Below are 16,842 nucleotides of genomic sequence, written 5' to 3'. Positions count from 1 at the left end.
TTGTTTCGGTCGCGCCCTCTTTGCTCCTAATCGTACTGCAAATTTTAAAGCCTTAATATGAAGAAAAAGATCAAAAATCAAAGCGCCCTTTTTACAACCACTCTCGCGCTGTCTTTTTCTGCCCTTGCTTTTGGGTTAATTTAATCTGAGTCCTCTTGTTCTTGTGTGAAACGGACGATGCACGACTATTCGCCTTCCGTAGCCTTTTCGGTGAAGCTAACAATGTGCGGAGCTGCGATGCGCGCATAATCCTGCGCGTTTAGAATGATCGAGTGATCAAGCAAGCCTGCGTTGAAAGCGATCTCTTCAAAGCGTCCGAACAGCGACGGATCGGCGATTAGCAGCAGCTTGTCGTGGAAGCTAAAGGGCGGCACCGAGCCGATGACGCAGTCCGTGAGATCGCCCACTTCATCGGGGCTTACGAGCGATGCTTTCGTGCCGCCTAGCCCCTGCGCCAAGCGCTTTAGATCGGTTTTATGATCGGCTGCGAAGACCGCTAGGACGTAGATCCTGCCGTTTCTGCCAGCGGGTTTGTTGCTAGGAAGCTTCAGCTGCTGCGGTACGTTGGCGCAGATTTGATCGGCGGTTAAAGTTAAATTTGCTGCGCAGGCGCCATTTTCGCAGCCTTGAGCGCTCGCAACGCAGGAAGCATCGGGGTTTTGAGAGTCATCGGCGTTTGCTAAATTTAAATTTTGCGCGAAAGAAATTTGCCCGTCCTTAAAGCCCTTGATCGTGCAAACTAGCGCCTTTGCGCCTTGTCCCAGCTGTGTGCCTCGGGCTTTGGCGACTTCGGCGGAGGTGCCCGCGCTTTCGTGAGCTACGACGCGGAAGCGCGCGCCCTGCTGCGTCAAAAACTCTTTTAGGCTTTCAAAAATTCTCTCTGACATGCTCTCTCCTTGTTTTTACGAAATTATACTGAAATTTTAACCAAACGACCCATTGATGCCAAAATTCCATTCTTCGTCGTAGAATTTATCTCGCCTGCGCGCAAATCCATTGCGCGATGAAAAATCTATTGCGTGGCGGAAATTCCGTCACGTATAAGCTCGGTCCGCCCTGCTTCTTGCGAAATTATTTCATTTTACGGATTTTAGGCTCTTTGCTCTCTACGAGCTCGTAAATTCTAAGCTCGACCTTAACATCTTTAGGCGCTAAAATTCTAATTTCGCCCGGAGTGTAGAAAAAAGGCGCTCCAAGCTCATAATAGACCCATTTTTTTTGCTTCTCGGTTTTGCACAGCATCAGCGTTTGAGCAAGTTCGTTGCCGCCGCTAAACTCGTAATAAAGCCCGTCCGTGCCCTCTTTTTGCTCTATTTTGCCGCCGATCAGATACGCGTCGTTGCAGTCGGCCTTGATCTCTTTTGAAAAGACCGCTTCGACCTTAAACTGCTGCGGCGGCATCTTTGACGGCGTTAGCTCAAAGACGTTTAGCTGCTTCTGCGCCTCGCCGCCGAACAAAAACAGCGGCAATAGGAAAAATAAAACGCTTTTTCTCATTTTTTACTCCTTAAAAAGATATTTTTATTTAAAATTTTAGCAAAATTTTTACTCATTAAACTGAAATTTCAATCGACTTTGTTTTTACCTGTAGCAGATAATATTTTTTAGCGTCTCCGTCTCCGGTTTTAACGCCTCGCCCTTGGTTTTTTGTGCAGCGCTCTTTTTGCTAGCTAAATTTTTACTAGAGCTTTGTAGCGAGGGTTTTCCCCGCGAGTTTAAAGCTTTGACGGCGTCGCGCGATATTTCGCCCTGCGTTTGCACGGTGGAAATTTCGCCGCTAGCCCCGTCTGCATTGCTCGTGCGGCGGCTTAGCACGCTTTTGACGCTTATCTTTTTGCCTGCGTAAAACGCCTCGCAAAGCCCGCCTTGCGCCTCATAGTCCGTTACTTTGACGCTGCCTTCTTGAAATTTATAAAATTTCACCCGTTTTACTCTGCGCAGCTCCCGGGCTCCGCCCCATACGTCGCTCTGCGCGTCAAGATCCGCGAGCGCGAATGCGCCGTCTGCCGCCTTATACATATTGCCGAGCCTTATCGGTATGCGTTCGCCGCTCTTTTTGGTAAGCACGAAGCCGATCTTTTCGCCATCTTTTGGGTGCGGGCGGAACTGCTTGGAGAAAAACACCGTGAAAAATGCGACCTCCTTGATCTCGCCGTCGGTGCCTAGATATCTCGTCCAGCCATCTTCGGGCACGTCGATCTCGGCGACGTCTCGCCCGTCCTTTGCGCCGCATTTTAAGCCCGCGCAGCCGCTAAGCGCTAATGCCGCAAGCACGGCTAGAAATAGGTTTTTCATATTTTCCCTTCAAATAAATTTTGGCTCAGAGCAGGGCGCCGCCTGCGCCTCGGCGCGTAAATTTGCACGAAATGGGGCGCGCTTGCTTGCTTTGCTGCTTGGCTTACGCTATCGCGCTTCAAGGCGTGCAAATACGCGCGATATAAGCGGTAGCGCGGAATTTTAACGTCACTCGGCGCCTTTTGCAAGCGCTTTGCGGCAAATCCGCCTAAAACCTCGTGCGTGCAAAGCCAGTATCTACGGGCTAAATTTATCAAGCCGATGTCGCCCAGATGCGTAAAAATCGCTGCCCGCTCGCCTCAAACGAGCACTCCTGCCAGTCCCAGTCGTTCTCGCCGCCCGTTGCGAAATTACGAGGCTCGTCTGATAGCCCTGCCGCGCTCAAAGCAGCCGTTATCCGCTCTTTCATAAAATCATCGGGCTCGCTTGGCATAAATTTTTCAAATTTTATCTCGTAAAGGGAGGCGAGCCCAAAGTCCACGCGCACGAGCTTGCCGCACTCTCGCGCGAATTCCGCCGCGCTACATTCGTGCTTTGGGGCGTAGTACCAAACCTCCAGCTCCTCGATGCTTTCGCCCCTAAATTTTATGGATTTTAACATTTTGCCCCCTCCATTTCGCTTGTCGCGGCGGTTTAAATTTCGTCGCTTAAAATTTCACTTGTACCCATACGGCGCAAGTCTTACGCGTAAGATAAAACCTTCGCCATTCGGCGCGAGTGCGCTGCGCGGTCAAATTTTAAATTTATCCGCCGCGCTTTAAATTCAGACGCCGAAGTCCGCCCGCATCCCCTCTTTGCCTTTCGGCGTAAAATAGCAAACGACGTAGCAGAACATTCGGTCTTTGCAGTCGTATTTGGTTTCCAAAGCCTCAATAATGCGCGCAAATTCCTGCGGCTGCTTGTCCGCAAAGGCGCCTCGCAGCTCCTCTGCGGCGATATGTCGCGGGCTAAGAAGCAGATACGCCGCGCCGCCGTCCTCATCCTCGCTTATCGCGCGTAAAATTTCACCGCTCACGCGAATGCACCTTGCCGTCCCACTCGCGCAGGCTCAAAAACGTCGCGCCGCCGTCAGCGCCCAAAGCCTTTTCGTTTGAAATTTGAGCGCGTAAAGCGCCTTCATTTAAGCTCTCCTCGCTCGCGACCTCGATAAAAACGTCCGTGCCGAGCAGATAGTATATCTGCTCAAACTCGCTTTCGTACTCCCAGCCGTCAAATTTAGCGGCAAATTCGCGCACCCGCTCGTCCGCTTCGCAACCGAACATCATCGCGTCGCTATCTGAAATTTTAACGATATAAGGCTCGTTCATAAGGTTTTCCAAATTTTATTGCGGCTCGCACTTTCCGTAAACCCACTCGCGAGTTTCGTTTAGCTTAAACTCGCCGTCCTTTAGAAAATACTGCTTGCTGCTTTTGATCGCGTTTTTGCCCGCGGCTATGTAGTCGCCGATGAAGCCGCGATCCAGGACGTCGTGCGCTAAAATGCCCTGCTCAAAGACGTTTTGCGTCCTTTGCGTCTCGTGCCATTTGCCGCTCTCATCAGGCTCGCGCAGTGTGATAGAGATGTTGTTGCCCGCTTCGTCGTAGCCGTAGATATACTCGTACTGCTTGCCATCGGAAGCCGCGCGATTTTTTATCACGTTGCCGCGCGCGTCGTAGCTAAACTCGTTTTCAAACACGACCTCCCAGCACTGCGACTCCTCGCGCCAAAGCACGGTCTGCTCGCGTAGCAGCCTGCTTTCCTTGGTCTCCTCGTGCACGTTTTTGTAGTACTCCCTCCACTCGCTTTTTGCGGCGTCCCAGCGCGATCTTAGCTCGCTAAAGCGCCTATACTTAGGCTCGATCTTGCGCAAGATCTTTTCATCGCGCTGCCAGGCGCCGTCTTTCCATATAAAATTTATCTCGCTGCGCGTCCCGTCCGCTGCCGTAAAGACGGTATGTTTTGTAAGCGGCACCCATTTGCCGCGCCACGCGTAGCCTTCGGAGCCCGCGTAAACATCGCCGTTGTAGTGATATATCGATTTTTCGTACGGCATCCATTTTTTCGCTTTAGCATCCCATTCGTAGGTCGCTACGAAATTGTTTCTGTCGTTTTCATCGACAATCCTTTTTGTAAGGTGCGTCGGCGTCCATCTGCCCTTTTTTAGCGTGAAATTTTGCAAAATTTCCGTTTTGCCTTCGCGCTTTTCGACGGCTTTTTCTCCGTCGTATGGCTTGCCGTCCTTGCTTTGCAGGCTGAAATAAATTTTTGAGCCGTCAGCAGCGATCTCCTGCTTGCTTCTCGCCGTTTCGCGCAATTTGTTTGTATCCGCGTCCCAGTCGTATTCGACATTTTCGATCTCGCGCTCGCCACTTTCGTCAAATTTGCTGAAGCTTTTCGATACGGACATCCCCTCTTCGCCGCTCTTTTTGTAGATTTTTTGTAGGCGGCGGGTTTTGGCGTCGTAGTTTTGGCTCACTTCATATTCGTAGCGCGGCACGGCGCCGCCCTCTGTTTTATAACTCGTCTTTTGCAGGCAAATTTTATCCGCCGCCGCATGTTTCGTCGCTGCCTCGCCCGTCTCGGTTGCGCCCACAGGCATCGCGAGAGCTAATGTCGCCGCCAAAATGGAGCCTGCTAAAACTGCCGTCCGCGCCCTCGAATTTACCGCCGCTAGCGCTCTAAAAGCACCCGCCGAAATAATCGCTCGCGCCTTTAAATTTGCCGCCGTAAAATCTGCCGCACCCTCGGGCGAAATTTTAAAAACATCTCTCATGACCGCTCCTTTTATCTAAATTTTAAATTGCGTCTACCGCTTTATATCCTCGCTCGAAAAAGCTCTTTCACCTTCGTAAATTTTTTCATAGCGGCTTAGCTTGCCCTCTTTGAAATAGCCGATGAAATAGCTCGCCGATTTTTCGGCCTGCTCTTGCGAAATTTCATCATAGAGATAGACTGGCTCCTTTGATTTTTGTTTGTGTAGGCACGAACAGCTGCGAAAATAGCGTCTTTTGATTTTAAAATTTTGCGCCTCGCCGCCTTGCTCGTCTGCGCGCTTTGTTGCGCTTGTTTCGCTACTTTGCTTGCCTGCGGGCGTCTGGTCATCTCTCCCTCCGCCCCCTATCGTCTGTTTTTGTCCGCTTACCGCGCCGTGATCTTGCGCCTCTACGGCGCCAAAACAGACACTCGCTAAAATTAAAGCCGAAATAGCCGCCCTGAGTAAAACCATTTTTCAACCTTTTCTTTTGCCGCCGCTGCGTGCGGACCTGCCGCAGCGTAGGATTTAAATTTTAAAATTTACGCGGCGCACGAATACCTCCGCGCTAGCTAAATTTAATCGCAGCGCTCGCGCGGCGCGGCGTCTGTTAAATTTAATCGCCACGCCACGCCTGCTAAATTTAATCGCAGCACTCGCGCGACGCCGCGCAAATAAAATTTCGCGGCTAAATTTTACCGACGTATCTTCAAACGCTACTTTATCTTTTTATATTTCCACGTCTTTTCCGTTATGAGCTCGTATTTTCCGCCCTTAAGCTTAAATTCCTTAAAGCTCGTTATCGCGTAGATACTAGGCATCTCAAACATCATCAGCGCGGCGCCGTGCCCCACGCTGTCCGATGGGATTTGGGTATCGTAAGTAGCCTCCGAGCGCCCGGTTTGCACCCATTTGCCGCTCGCATCAAGCTTGTAGATATCCATCGCGGTATTACTGCCGTGCTCGTCGTAGCTATAGACGTATTTGCCGCTGCTGGAATTTGATTCGTAGCTTTGCTCGAGCAGTCGCTCGCCCGATTTATCGTAAATTTCGCCGTTTGAGTAGCTTTTGACCCAATCTTTAAGCCGCTCGTCCCACAGATAAGAGGTCATATTAAGATCTGCCCCCTTCTTGATAATGGTCTGTTTGCTCATATTATCCCACGCGCCCTTCTCGTCGTTCCAGATGAAGCTCGTAACGATCCCCTCGCCCTTCGCGGCATCAAGCTCGTGCTTACTCATCGTCGCGTTTTGCCATGCGCCGCCCTTAAAGGTGCTGCGGAGCTGCTCGTAGCTGCCGTTTCGATCGCCGTTAAGCATCTCTCGCTCGCTGTTTTGCCACGCGCCGTTTACAAACTCGTAGCTCACGTATCCGCTCATCTCTCCTAGGCTGTCGTAGAAAATTTCGGTCTTATCTTTGGGCTGCCAGCTCTTGCCGTCCCATTTGAAGCTTATCGTAAGCTCCTCCTTATCCCACGCGTTTTTTACGGATCTATTCATGCTATCTTTCTGCCATTTGCCCTTTACAAACTTATATCGCACATCTTCGGTTGTGTTACCGTCGTAGCTGGAGACGGTTTTGCTCGCATTGCGCGTACCGTCATCCGCTATCGAATTGCTCTCGCGCGTCGTGACGCCGTCTTTGACGCTTTCCGTGTAGTCTTCTATTTTTTTCCACTTACCGCTTTTAAGATCGAGGTTAAATACTTCAAATTTAACCATATCCCCCTTTTCGTCAAAGTAGCTGATCTCTTTGTAGCTAGAGCCTAGGCCGTCCGAGGAGTTCGTATCTCTTACCTGCTCTAGCTTGCGCGCCGCCGCATCGTAGCTTAGATGCGTGCTCTCCTTGCGCTCCCCGAGTGAGCTGTAGCTCATGCTTTGCACCATATACTCATACTCCTTGGCAAACGCCGCCGCACAGAGCAGCGCAAGTATCGTAGCGAGCTTTTTCATCCTCTCTCCTTGGAAAAAATTTTGATAATTATATAATGTTCGTATATAAAAACGGATAAAATTTCGCCGCGCGGCTAAATTTAAAAAACTTCGATTTTTAGGCGGTAGCGGTGGAATTTTACGTCGCCAAACGGCTGGAATTTTAGCAATATTTAGATTTGATTTTGTGTTAGTTGTCGATAGAATTTATACGAAATAGAATTGCGTGCGAGCTTCTGCTAAATTTTAAACAGATCTAAAGCTGATTTATATCAAAGCTTCATTGCGTGCCATTAGCGATAAAATTCTACGTCATAAAATTTTAAATTCACGCGCAGATCTGTTTGAGGAGATAAAAATGCAATACTAAATTTTTGGCAACTCAAAATTTTAAATAATGCCGGTTTTTAAAGAGTGCCGCTGATTAGCGATACTAATCGCAGAAGCGCTCATCTGCGTTATTTGCTTTGCGCTTGACTAGGAAGTCGGCCTTTTTAGTGGGGTCTGCGAAAAACTCGTCCTGCCTAAGTAGCGCGGCGTCCATTTTGTCCTCAGCTGCCTTGAGCGCGGCGGCGCGATCTGCGAAGTGCGATGGAAATTTCTCATCAAATATCGCTTTATACGGGTGTGCTTTGACCCAGTCCCTGGCGCGTGCCGCCGCATTGCGCTGTTTAGCGAGATCGCAGAATGCGTATGGATTTACCACGTTGCCGACTAGCTGCAAAAATGCCGCGTTCGCGGACTCGGTCTCACGAAACATCTCGTCCTTGATGTCGATGACGCGAGCGAAGGTTAGGAATCGATTTTTGCCCGCGTAGAACCAAAACACCGCGTCGTCCTTAAGCCCCAAATCATAAGCGCGTGCAGCGATCGTCATCAGCGTAGTCGGAGCGACCATATCCGGGGCGTCTTTGATGATTTTGATCGCCTTTTTTAGGCTCGCCACGTCATTTTTCATCAACAGATTGTCGATCGGCTCGTAAACGTGCACGTATTCGGGCTTGCCCTCCTTAGCCGAATAAAACGGCGAAATATAGATGTCGATCGAAGTGATTTTTTCTACCTTGTCCTCGCCCTGGGCGCTTAAAGTCGCAGCCGCCGCCGCACAGAGCAGCAGTGAGCGAAATTTTTTCATGGTCTCTCCTTTGGCTAAATTTTTATAAATTTCCCTCGTAATTATATCTTGAAATTTAAGAGCAGAGCTTGATTTTTAATGAATATATTTTTGCGAAATTTTAATTTTTGCGGCGGCTCTATTTTCTTTTGATCAGGCTTTAGCGCGATGCTTTACGCGGCTAAATTTAACGCCGCTAATCATAAAATTTAGCTCATAATTTAGATTGTATGAAATCGCTCGAAGCACTTACTAAAATTTAAAATTTCGCCCTTTTAAGCATCGTATGCTAGTCATTTATCGCTGAATGCGGCTATAAACTGGTCGTGGCGCGCCGTGCGGTATCGCATAAAAAAATCTATCAGTCCGCGGTGAGCCATGAAATCAAAGGCATAAGTGCTCGCGCGCTCGTCCTTGATCTGCGCGAAATAAAGCCACCGAAGCGCCACCAAAGTTTTAGCGGCTAAATCCTGCACCGTCATCTCGCAATGGAATTAAATTTAGCAAATTCTATCACGACATAAACGCGATGTTGCTGCTCATAATCTCGTAGCGAAATTAAATTTAGCTGCAGCCTCTGACTTTATGACCTTTGGCTGCGCATTAAATTTTATCCTGAAGACCCGTTTTCGCCGCGTCGCGGTAGAAATCGATCTGATCTTTTTTGATGATGCGGATGTAGTCGGTGCTGCCGGGATGTCCGCTTTGAAAGCCCGCCGTCATCACGTAGGTGCCGCCTTCTTCGATGAGCCCGCGTTGCAGAGCCTCGTTTATGATACGTGCGAGCAGCGAGTTGATGCTCGTTTTTTCCTTAACCATCGCTGGATTTACGCCCCACACGAGACTTAGCGCATGCGCGGTCTGCTCGTCGTGCGCGATTGCGATGATGTCGATTTTAGCGCGGTTGCGTGCGAGTTTGATCGCCGAGCGCCCCGAGCCCGTGATCGAAAGTATCACGCCCGCGCCCAGTCTTGCGGCAAGCGCTGCGGTGCTTGAAGTGATCATATCGGTTTCGTCGTAGAAATCGTAATCGTTAAATTTATCGTAAGGATAGATCTTTTCGGTCTCGCGGATCGTCTCGCTCATCGCGGCGACCACGGCTGCGGGGTTTTTGCCGATGGCGCTTTCCTCGCTTAGCATCACGGCGTCGGTGCCGTCGAGTACGGCGTTTGCGACGTCGCTGATCTCGGCTCTGGTGGCGCGCTCGTGCTCGGTCATGCTAAGCATCATCTGCGTGGCGGTGATGACGGGCTTTGAGCGGGCGTTGGCTAACGCTATGATGCGCTTTTGGATACGCGGGATCTCATAAAACGGCATCTCGATGCCAAGATCTCCGCGCGCGACCATTATACCGTCGCTTGCCTCGATGATCTGCTCTATATTTTCGACCGCGTCGAATTTCTCGATCTTGGCGTAAATTTTAGCTTTTGAGCCCAGCGAGTTTAAAATTTCGCGCACGCGCAGGATGTCGTTTTGCGACTGCACGAAGGAGATGCCTACGAAATTTACGCCGTGCGCCGCGCCCCAGCGCAGATCTTCCAGATCTTTTTGCGTGATGACGTCGATATTTAGGCGGGTATTTGGGAAGTTCACCCCTTTATTCGAGCTTAAAAAGCCGTCGTTTTCGAGCACCGCTTGCACGCCTTGCTCGCTTACCGCGACTACCTTGGCGCGGATCGAGCCGTCGTAGAGGTAGATAAACTCGCCCGTCTTCATCAGCGGCAAAATTTCTGGGTGGTTGATGCATAGCTCGTATTCGCCTTCCGCGGTCTTTTTGCCTATTATTTCGCGAGGAAGGAAGGTGATTTTATCGCCCGTTTTTAGTTTAAAATTTTCCTCGAGTTTGCCGACGCGGATCTTTGGGCCGCTGATGTCCTGAAATACGCCTACGCGCACGCCCAGGCTCTTTTCTACGGCGCGGATTTTGTTTAAATTTGCCTCGTGATACTCGTGCGTGCCGTGGCTGAAGTTCATCCTAAAGGCGTTGCAGCCCGCCTTTACCATCGCGCTCATCATCTCTTCGCTGTCGCTGGCAGGTCCGATGGTCGCTAAAATTTTGGTTTTTTTAAGCATCTTTTCTCCTTTAAATTTAAAATTTATCGCCGCATTAGGCGAAATTTTGCGCAAAATTTTGAAATTTCTAAATTTTAAAATTCGTTAGACGAAGGAATTTTAAAATTCTACTTCACGGCTTCACGGCGAAATTTTAAAATTTCATAGCTTGCGGTGCAGATTAAATTCTAAAAATTCGTGTTTGAATGAAATTTCTAAAATCCTCTATATACGTGAAGCGCGAGAAAAATTTTAAAATCCTCGTCGAAGTAAAATTTCAAAATTCTTGCCCGAGCAAAATTTAAAAATTCCTCTTTATTGCATCATTTCCGCGTCAAATTTTGCATCATCAAAGCTCACTCCTAAATATTCGCAAGCACTTTTTGCGTCGCGAAGTGCGTTGCCTAGGCAGCTCGTAGCGCCGGGGCTTGGGGTCATATTAAAGATAATCCCCGGATTTTCGCCTATTCTAGCTTCGCCTAAAAGCAGCTTTTTTTGCGAGTGTGAGATTACTTGCGGACGCACGCCGCCAAAGCCCTTGGCATAGTAAATATCCTCCTCGCGGATGCTAGGTATGATCTTGCGCGCATTTTTGACGAAAAGCTTTTTGCCTAAAATCGGTATCTCAAAGCCTATATTGCGGATTAAGAAGTCCCTTACCTCGCTATCGCCAAAATTTTGCCAAATGACCTTGGCTACGTCCATGTCAAAATTTAATGATTGAAAAAATTCCGGCACCGAACGACAGCCCTTGTAGCGCTCGAGCTTCGGTAGCGTAAGTGCGGTAGGACCAAATCTCGTGCAGCCGTCCGCCAAAAGATCGGGGTCGCCGTGAAGCGCGGCAAATGGAAGCTTTGGGTTTTGCACCATGTAAACCTTGCCGTTTAGAAGCTTTTGCTTGGTTAGATAGAAGCTGCCCGCGATGCAAATCGTGCTAAGATCCTGCCCAAGCCCCATTTTGTGCGCCAGCCACAGCGAGTGAGCGCCCGCATCTACGACTACGAAATCGGCGCTTAGCGAGAGTCTGTTTGCTGTGCGGATATAGAACTTATCGCCTACTTTAGTGATGTTTTGCACTTCGGTGTTTAGGTACAGATCGCAGGTTTTACCCTCTACGTTTTTAGCGTTTTGCACAAAAGAATTCGCCATCGCGCCGTAATCGATCGTCGTGTAAACTCCCGATTGCACGCCCATTGCTACGATATCCTCCGCTCGCTCCTCGCCGCGCCCGTCAAAAACTAGCTTGGGCTCGATTTTTTTGAGCTCTTCCTTGTCAAAAAGCTGCAGATACGGATAAAGCTCTTTAAATTTCTCAAATCGGTCTTTAATTAGCTCTATCTCGCTTTCGCCCACGCCAAGAGCCATTTTCTGCCCCTGAAATAAAAATTTATTCCCATATTCGTGCTTTTGGCAATACTTCACAATCATATCCGCCTTGCGCTTGACTTCGGTCGCTTTTTGCAGGTCGTAGTTGGTCTCGATGTCGCCGCAATGAATCGTCTGAGAGTTTGCACTGGCTTTAGAATTTAGCGTCGCAAGCCCTTCGTATTTTTCAAGTAGAGCGATATTTTTGATCCCGCTAAATTCTGCCAGCACGTACGCTAGCGCGCTGCCCGTGATACCGCCGCCTATGATGATTACTTCGTAATGTTTTTCTTGCATGCCCTTTCCTTATCGAATTTGGCTGCAATTGTGCGAAAATTTCGCTTAAAAGCTAGTTATAAAAGCGTGAATTTAGATGATTTTATATAAAATTCGCACCATTTCATTTTGGGAGTAGTATATGAAAAAATCGATTCTTGTCGGATTAAGTTTGATTATAGCCACGTCGCTGTGGGGCGCGGATAAGAAAGTTTATCGCCTTAAGCTAGCTCAGACTTACGAGCTTAGTATGCCTATCGTAGGCGATGTCGCCAAGCGTATGGCAGATCTTGCAGATAGTATGTCTGATGGCAGGCTGAAAATCAGCATCGACGCGCCTAGCAAGCATAAAGCGCCTTTTGCAATCTATGATATGGTCAAAAACGGACAATACGATTTAGGCTATACTGCGAGCTACTATTATAAAGGTAAAAATAGCGCAAATATGCTGTTTACGACGGTGCCTTTTGGTATGACGAAAGACGAACAGCACGCTTGGTATTACTTCGGCGGAGGCAAGGAGCTAGCCGATAAATTCTATGCTAAAAGCAATCTAAAGGTCTTTAATATCCTAAATAGCGGTATGCAGATGGGTGGTTGGTTTAAAAAAGAGATTAATACGCTAGACGATTTAAAAGGGCTTAAATTTAGAATTCCAAGCTTTGGCGGGGAGGTTATGAGCCGCCTTGGCGTCGCAGTCGCTACGATACCGGTAGGTGAGCTATATATGGCGCTAGAGATGGGTACTATCGATGCGGTCGAGTGGGCAAGTCCTAGCTTTGATATACCTCTAGGCTTTCACAAGGTCGCAAATTACTATTATACGGGATGGCAAGAACCCGCTAGCGAGCAGCAGATAGTGATAAATCTACAAACTTGGCAGAAGCTTCCTAAGGATTTGCAAAATATCCTGGAAGCCTCTATCGCAAAGGCGCGCGAATACGCAGAAAACGAGACGTTTTATAAAAACGTAATAATTTGGGACGAGATCAAAAAGAAATATCCGAACGTTCAGATTCGCTCTTTTTCGCCTGAAATTATGCGTGCGCTTCGCAAGGCGACGGATGAAATTTTAGCCGAAGAAAGCGAGAAAAATCCCGATTTCAAAGAGATTTGGGAGAGCCAAAAGGCGTTTTTAGCTAAAGCTAGAACATGGACGAAGATGGGCGATTTTACATATATCGAAAAAACGGGCGACGTTGAAGCCGAGCAGAATTTCACCGCTTCGGTGAAAAAAATCTCTGTTCCTGAGCCTGTAAATAGCGCAGCCAGCGAGATAAATGCAAGCATTGCCGCACCAAAAAACGAGGATAATCAGACGAAATAGTGCTTCATTTTTTAGCTGCGTTTTTATGCCGCGCGGCTAAACTAAGCGCCAGATAAAGGTGTATGCGGCTTAAATTTGATCGGCAATTTAGGCGAGATGCGGGTGATTAAAATGCAGGCGATTTATTTATTGCAGCTGCGTAGTTTGGCAGTATCTTTAAAATTTTAATTTATGAAAGCAGCGATAAAATTTTATCGCTGCTTTAGCATTTAAGTTAAGGCGTGCAATTTGCATCACTGCGTTTAAAGCCTAGTTTGAAAGCCACTCGGTCGCCGCCACACAAGGCTAGAATTTTATCAAGCTCCAAGCCTCCTCTTTTTTGCTTTATTCTTTTATCTTTTGCGTTATTTAGGCTTGATATTCCGCCGTGCTTGCTTGCGAGTGACATTGAGCGAGAGAGAATTTAATCTTGCTTTTTCATTTCGCGTAGTTAGCGGAGGAGCTTTGACGAAGCATGCCAATCTGAGATTTTAAATTAGTAGAGTTCATAAATTCCATATTTTAAAATTTCAGCGCTTTTATCTTGCAAATGCCGCTTTTAAATGAAATTTGCTTCGGGTTTTCTTGCTAAATAAAAGTGGCAAACTTCAAATAAAATGCAAAATTTTAAAATTTACACGCTTAAATATCATAAGTAAGGAGAATTTAAAATTTTTTCCTTCGGAGATTAAGTAAAAAGCGCGTTAGAAAAAATTTTATAGGTCAAATTTCATTTTAAGCGATTGTAAATTTAAAAGCTTGCGTGAAAATTTTTTTAAAGCCTGCTCTAGTTAGAATTTATCACTAAACTAGACGGGCTCAGCCTTGGAATTTCACCGCGTAAATTTTAAAATTTTGCGCGAGCTGGGCTTAAAATTTTAAAATTCAATTCTACCTGCAAAAACTCTTAAATTTCACGGCTTAGAATTTTGATACAGAATTTTGCCGCAACGCTATTTTTTTGGGATGCGATAAAACTACACGGCATGCAAAGCCGCGTAGAATATTGAGCTAGGCTCGCTGCTGCAAGCCTAGCGAATGTCGTAAGCTAAAAAGGCACTACTGCAAAGCGTAAAATTTTATTTCAAAGCCTTAAAAAGCTCCACGCTATCAAGCTGCTCCCACGGATATTCGTCGTTTCCGACCTGTCCGCGTGCGGCGACGTCGGCGTAGAGAAAGCTTTCTTTGCCGGGGCGATCAAGACCGAATTTATCGATGATCCAGCGCGGAGTGAGCGGGAATTTTTCAAGCACGAAAGCGGACAACTCATCGTCGCTCGCCGCGCCTAAATTCGTCCCCATGCAATCGACGCTGACGCTGACGGGCTTTGCGACGCCGATTGCGTAGCTGAGCTGGACGATGCATTTTTTTGCAAGCCCCGCCGCGACGATGTTTTTGGCGATGTAACGCGCCGCGTAAAGCCCGCTGCGATCGACCTTGGTGTAGTCTTTGCTGCTTTGAGCGCCGCCACCTATAGGGCTGTAGCCGCCGAAACTATCTACGATTAGCTTGCGCCCCGTTAGGCCGCTGTCGTGAAGCGAGCTATGATTTACGTAGCGGCCGGTAGGATTGATGTAGATGATCGTTTTGCTTTTGTCGTAAAGCTCCTTCGGAAGCCCCGCCGAATCGATTAAATTTCCGATCAGATCTCGGACGCGCTCGATACTCATGCTCTCGACGCATGGCGCGGAAACCACGATCGTATGGATGCTTTGCGGCTTGCACTCCTCAAAATTGCTCTTCGTGCCGTAATCGACGCTAACTTGCGTCTTAATATCGACGCCAAGCTCGTTAGGGTGGGACTTTGCGTAGGCATAAACGTGATCGCAAAGAAGCCTCGCGTAGGTGATCGCCGCCGGCATAAAATTTTTCGTCTCGCAGCTTGCGAAGCCGAACATTATGCCCTGATCCCCCGCTCCGATCTCGCCGCCCTCTTGATCGACGCCTTGGTTGATGTCGGGGCTTTGCTGGTTTAAAAATACGTCTACTTGCAGATCCTGCGGATGCAGGCACTGTGCGCGCGTAAAGTAGGGGTTGTCGTTGTAGCCGATCTCGCTAAGCGCGCCCTTTACGATGTGGCGGTAATCGTCGTGAGTAAAATCGATCTTGGCATTTACTTCGCCGCCGATTACTACGTGTTTTCCCGCGATGAAAACCTCCGCCGCGACGCGTCCGTTGGGATCTTGCTTTAAAATTTCATCCACGATGCTGTCTGCGATGATATCGGCGCATTTATCGGGATGTCCTGGGCTTACTACTTCGCTTGTGAAAAGATACATATCCGCTCCTGATTAAAATTTCGGGGCATTTTATCTAACGAGGTTTTAAGATTAACTAAAAATTACGAAATTTCGCCCAAATTTAAATGTGCTTAAATAAAATTTCGATATATTTCAAACGACGTTTTGATTGAAAGGTAAAAAATGAGTTCGATTCAAAAATTAGTAGCCAGCTACAAAGATAAAAATCTAGTTCTGCGCATAGTTACGGGTTTGATAATAGGCGCTATTTTGGGCTTTGCTGCGCGTTCGACGGCAGGCGATATTGCGGCAGAGCACACTTCGTTTTTAATAAACGTAGTAGCTTTTGCGGAAATTTTAGGAAATTTATTCGTAGGTGCCCTTAAAGCGGTAGCTCCGATTTTAGTTTTTATCTTGATTTTAAGTTCGATCGTAAATAAACAATACGGCAGCGCAAGCGGCTTAAAACGCGTAGTCGTCCTATATATCGTAGGCACCTTTTTAGCCTCGTGCGTGGGGGTAGCAGCTAGCTTTTTATTCCCGACGGATCTTGCTCTAAGTAATGTCGGTGCGGCAGAAAATGCGGTCCCTGCGAGCGTTTGGATCGTGCTAAAAGATCTGCTTTTTAAGGTCGTAGATAATCCGCTAAACGCTATCGCGCACGGAAACTACGTAGGAATTTTAACATGGGCGATAGGTCTTGGCATCGCGCTTAAATTTTGTACCAACGAAACAAAGAAAATTTTTACCGATCTGAGCGAAGCGGTAACCAAAATCGTGCAGTTCGTAATCCAACTCGCGCCGTTTGGAATTTTCGGTCTAGTAGCTTCTACCGTGTATCAAACCGGTGTCGATGCGCTGCTTGGATACGTGCGAATAGTAGTCGTGCTAGTAGGTGCGATGGCGTTCGTAGCCCTCGTGGTAAATCCGCTCATCGTCTTTGCGGTGATTAAGAAAAATCCGTATCCTCTCGTATTTACCTGCCTGCGCGAAAGCGGCCTCACGGCGTTTTTCACCCGCAGCTCGGCGGCGAATATCCCCGTAAATTTAAATTTATGCAAAAAGCTCGGCATCAGCGATGAGCTAAGCTCAATCTCGATCCCTTTGGGAGCTACGATAAATATGGCGGGCGCTGCGGTGGTAATCGCGATTTTAGCGCTTGCTGCGGCTCATACGCTTGGCGTGCGTCCCGATTTTTGGACGGCGCTACTGCTTTGCGTGGTCTCGGCGGTCGGTGCGTGTGGCGCTAGCGGCGTACCCGGCGGCTCATTGATGCTGATACCGCTTGCGTGTTCGCTCTTTAATATCTCAAACGACATCGCAATGCAGGTGGTCGCGATCGGCTTCATCATCGGTGTGATCCAAGATTCGGTAGAAACCGCGATCAATAGCTCCACGGACGTGATTTTTACGGCGATCGCGTCGCAAAGTATGCAAAAATAACTCACCTTAAAATTTACCGCAAATTCCGTCCGTGCGGCGGATTTGCGGTTTTTAAAATTTTACTTATTCTTTTTTGATAAAATTATCC

16 protein-coding genes are annotated in these 16,842 nt (G+C 48.0%); 2 read left to right on the top strand and 14 right to left on the bottom strand.

Annotated elements, in window-relative coordinates; genetic code table 11:
• Nucleotides 1–185: 185 nt before the first annotated feature.
• The 13 genes from Q0274_RS02530 to Q0274_RS02470 form a co-directional block, all read right to left on the bottom strand.
• Entirely contained in the window at nucleotides 186–887 is a 702-nt protein-coding gene (locus Q0274_RS02530) for a YbaK/EbsC family protein (RefSeq protein ID WP_298027451.1), read from the bottom strand.
• 184 nt (nucleotides 888–1,071) lie between these two features.
• On the bottom strand, nucleotides 1,072–1,497 hold the full coding sequence (locus tag Q0274_RS02525; RefSeq protein ID WP_298027449.1) for an ecotin family protein: 426 nt from the start codon (nucleotides 1,495–1,497) through the stop codon (nucleotides 1,072–1,074).
• Between the two features lie 84 nt (nucleotides 1,498–1,581).
• The gene (locus Q0274_RS02520) at nucleotides 1,582–2,295 is read right to left on the bottom strand and encodes a hypothetical protein (protein ID WP_298027448.1); all 714 of its coding nucleotides are present in this window, start codon (nucleotides 2,293–2,295) and stop codon (nucleotides 1,582–1,584) included.
• A 253-nt stretch (nucleotides 2,296–2,548) separates the two neighbouring features.
• Nucleotides 2,549–2,896, bottom strand: coding sequence for a hypothetical protein (locus Q0274_RS02515; protein WP_298027446.1), 348 nt, complete (start codon nucleotides 2,894–2,896; stop codon nucleotides 2,549–2,551).
• A 162-nt stretch (nucleotides 2,897–3,058) separates the two neighbouring features.
• Complete coding sequence (locus Q0274_RS02510; protein ID WP_298027445.1) at nucleotides 3,059–3,310, bottom strand: hypothetical protein; 252 nt, start codon at nucleotides 3,308–3,310, stop codon at nucleotides 3,059–3,061.
• On the bottom strand, nucleotides 3,300–3,602 hold the full coding sequence (locus tag Q0274_RS02505; RefSeq protein WP_298027443.1) for a hypothetical protein: 303 nt from the start codon (nucleotides 3,600–3,602) through the stop codon (nucleotides 3,300–3,302). Before Q0274_RS02505 ends, Q0274_RS02510 begins: the two co-directional genes overlap by 11 nt.
• Nucleotides 3,603–3,617: 15 nt before the next feature.
• Nucleotides 3,618–5,048 (bottom strand): hypothetical protein, encoded by a 1,431-nt coding sequence (locus Q0274_RS02500; protein ID WP_298027442.1) that lies wholly within the window; start codon nucleotides 5,046–5,048, stop codon nucleotides 3,618–3,620.
• A 33-nt stretch (nucleotides 5,049–5,081) separates the two neighbouring features.
• A complete protein-coding gene (locus Q0274_RS02495; RefSeq protein WP_298027440.1) occupies nucleotides 5,082–5,501 on the bottom strand; it encodes a hypothetical protein in 420 nt (139 codons plus the stop codon).
• Between the two features lie 242 nt (nucleotides 5,502–5,743).
• Nucleotides 5,744–6,979 (bottom strand): hypothetical protein, encoded by a 1,236-nt coding sequence (locus tag Q0274_RS02490; protein WP_298027438.1) that lies wholly within the window; start codon nucleotides 6,977–6,979, stop codon nucleotides 5,744–5,746.
• A gap of 412 nt (nucleotides 6,980–7,391) precedes the next feature.
• Complete coding sequence (locus Q0274_RS02485; protein WP_298027436.1) at nucleotides 7,392–8,093, bottom strand: cytochrome-c oxidase; 702 nt, start codon at nucleotides 8,091–8,093, stop codon at nucleotides 7,392–7,394.
• A gap of 272 nt (nucleotides 8,094–8,365) precedes the next feature.
• Nucleotides 8,366–8,548, bottom strand: coding sequence for a hypothetical protein (locus tag Q0274_RS02480; protein ID WP_298027434.1), 183 nt, complete (start codon nucleotides 8,546–8,548; stop codon nucleotides 8,366–8,368).
• Nucleotides 8,549–8,675: 127 nt separating this feature from the next.
• Nucleotides 8,676–10,145: a pyruvate kinase gene (pyk, locus tag Q0274_RS02475; protein WP_298027432.1), complete on the bottom strand. Its 1,470-nt coding sequence runs from the start codon at nucleotides 10,143–10,145 to the stop codon at nucleotides 8,676–8,678.
• A gap of 294 nt (nucleotides 10,146–10,439) precedes the next feature.
• Entirely contained in the window at nucleotides 10,440–11,786 is a 1,347-nt protein-coding gene (locus tag Q0274_RS02470; RefSeq protein WP_298027430.1) for an FAD-dependent oxidoreductase, read from the bottom strand.
• Between the two features lie 121 nt (nucleotides 11,787–11,907).
• Here Q0274_RS02470 and Q0274_RS02465 point away from each other — a divergent pair, with 121 nt between their 5' ends.
• Entirely contained in the window at nucleotides 11,908–13,092 is a 1,185-nt protein-coding gene (locus Q0274_RS02465; protein ID WP_298027428.1) for a TRAP transporter substrate-binding protein, read from the top strand.
• A gap of 1,058 nt (nucleotides 13,093–14,150) precedes the next feature.
• Here the strand turns inward: Q0274_RS02465 and metK are convergent.
• On the bottom strand, nucleotides 14,151–15,350 hold the full coding sequence (gene metK, locus Q0274_RS02460) for a methionine adenosyltransferase (RefSeq protein WP_298027426.1): 1,200 nt from the start codon (nucleotides 15,348–15,350) through the stop codon (nucleotides 14,151–14,153).
• 144 nt (nucleotides 15,351–15,494) lie between these two features.
• On the opposite strand from metK, the gene sstT reads away from it, so the two are divergent.
• Complete coding sequence (sstT, locus tag Q0274_RS02455; protein ID WP_298027424.1) at nucleotides 15,495–16,754, top strand: serine/threonine transporter SstT; 1,260 nt, start codon at nucleotides 15,495–15,497, stop codon at nucleotides 16,752–16,754.
• Nucleotides 16,755–16,842 lie beyond the last annotated feature (88 nt).

The organism is uncultured Campylobacter sp. (genome assembly GCF_937973075.1).
Taxonomy (GTDB): Bacteria; Campylobacterota; Campylobacteria; order Campylobacterales; family Campylobacteraceae; genus Campylobacter_B.
Note: the sequence above shows the minus strand (reverse complement) of the source record. Positions and strands in the feature narration are given on the sequence as shown.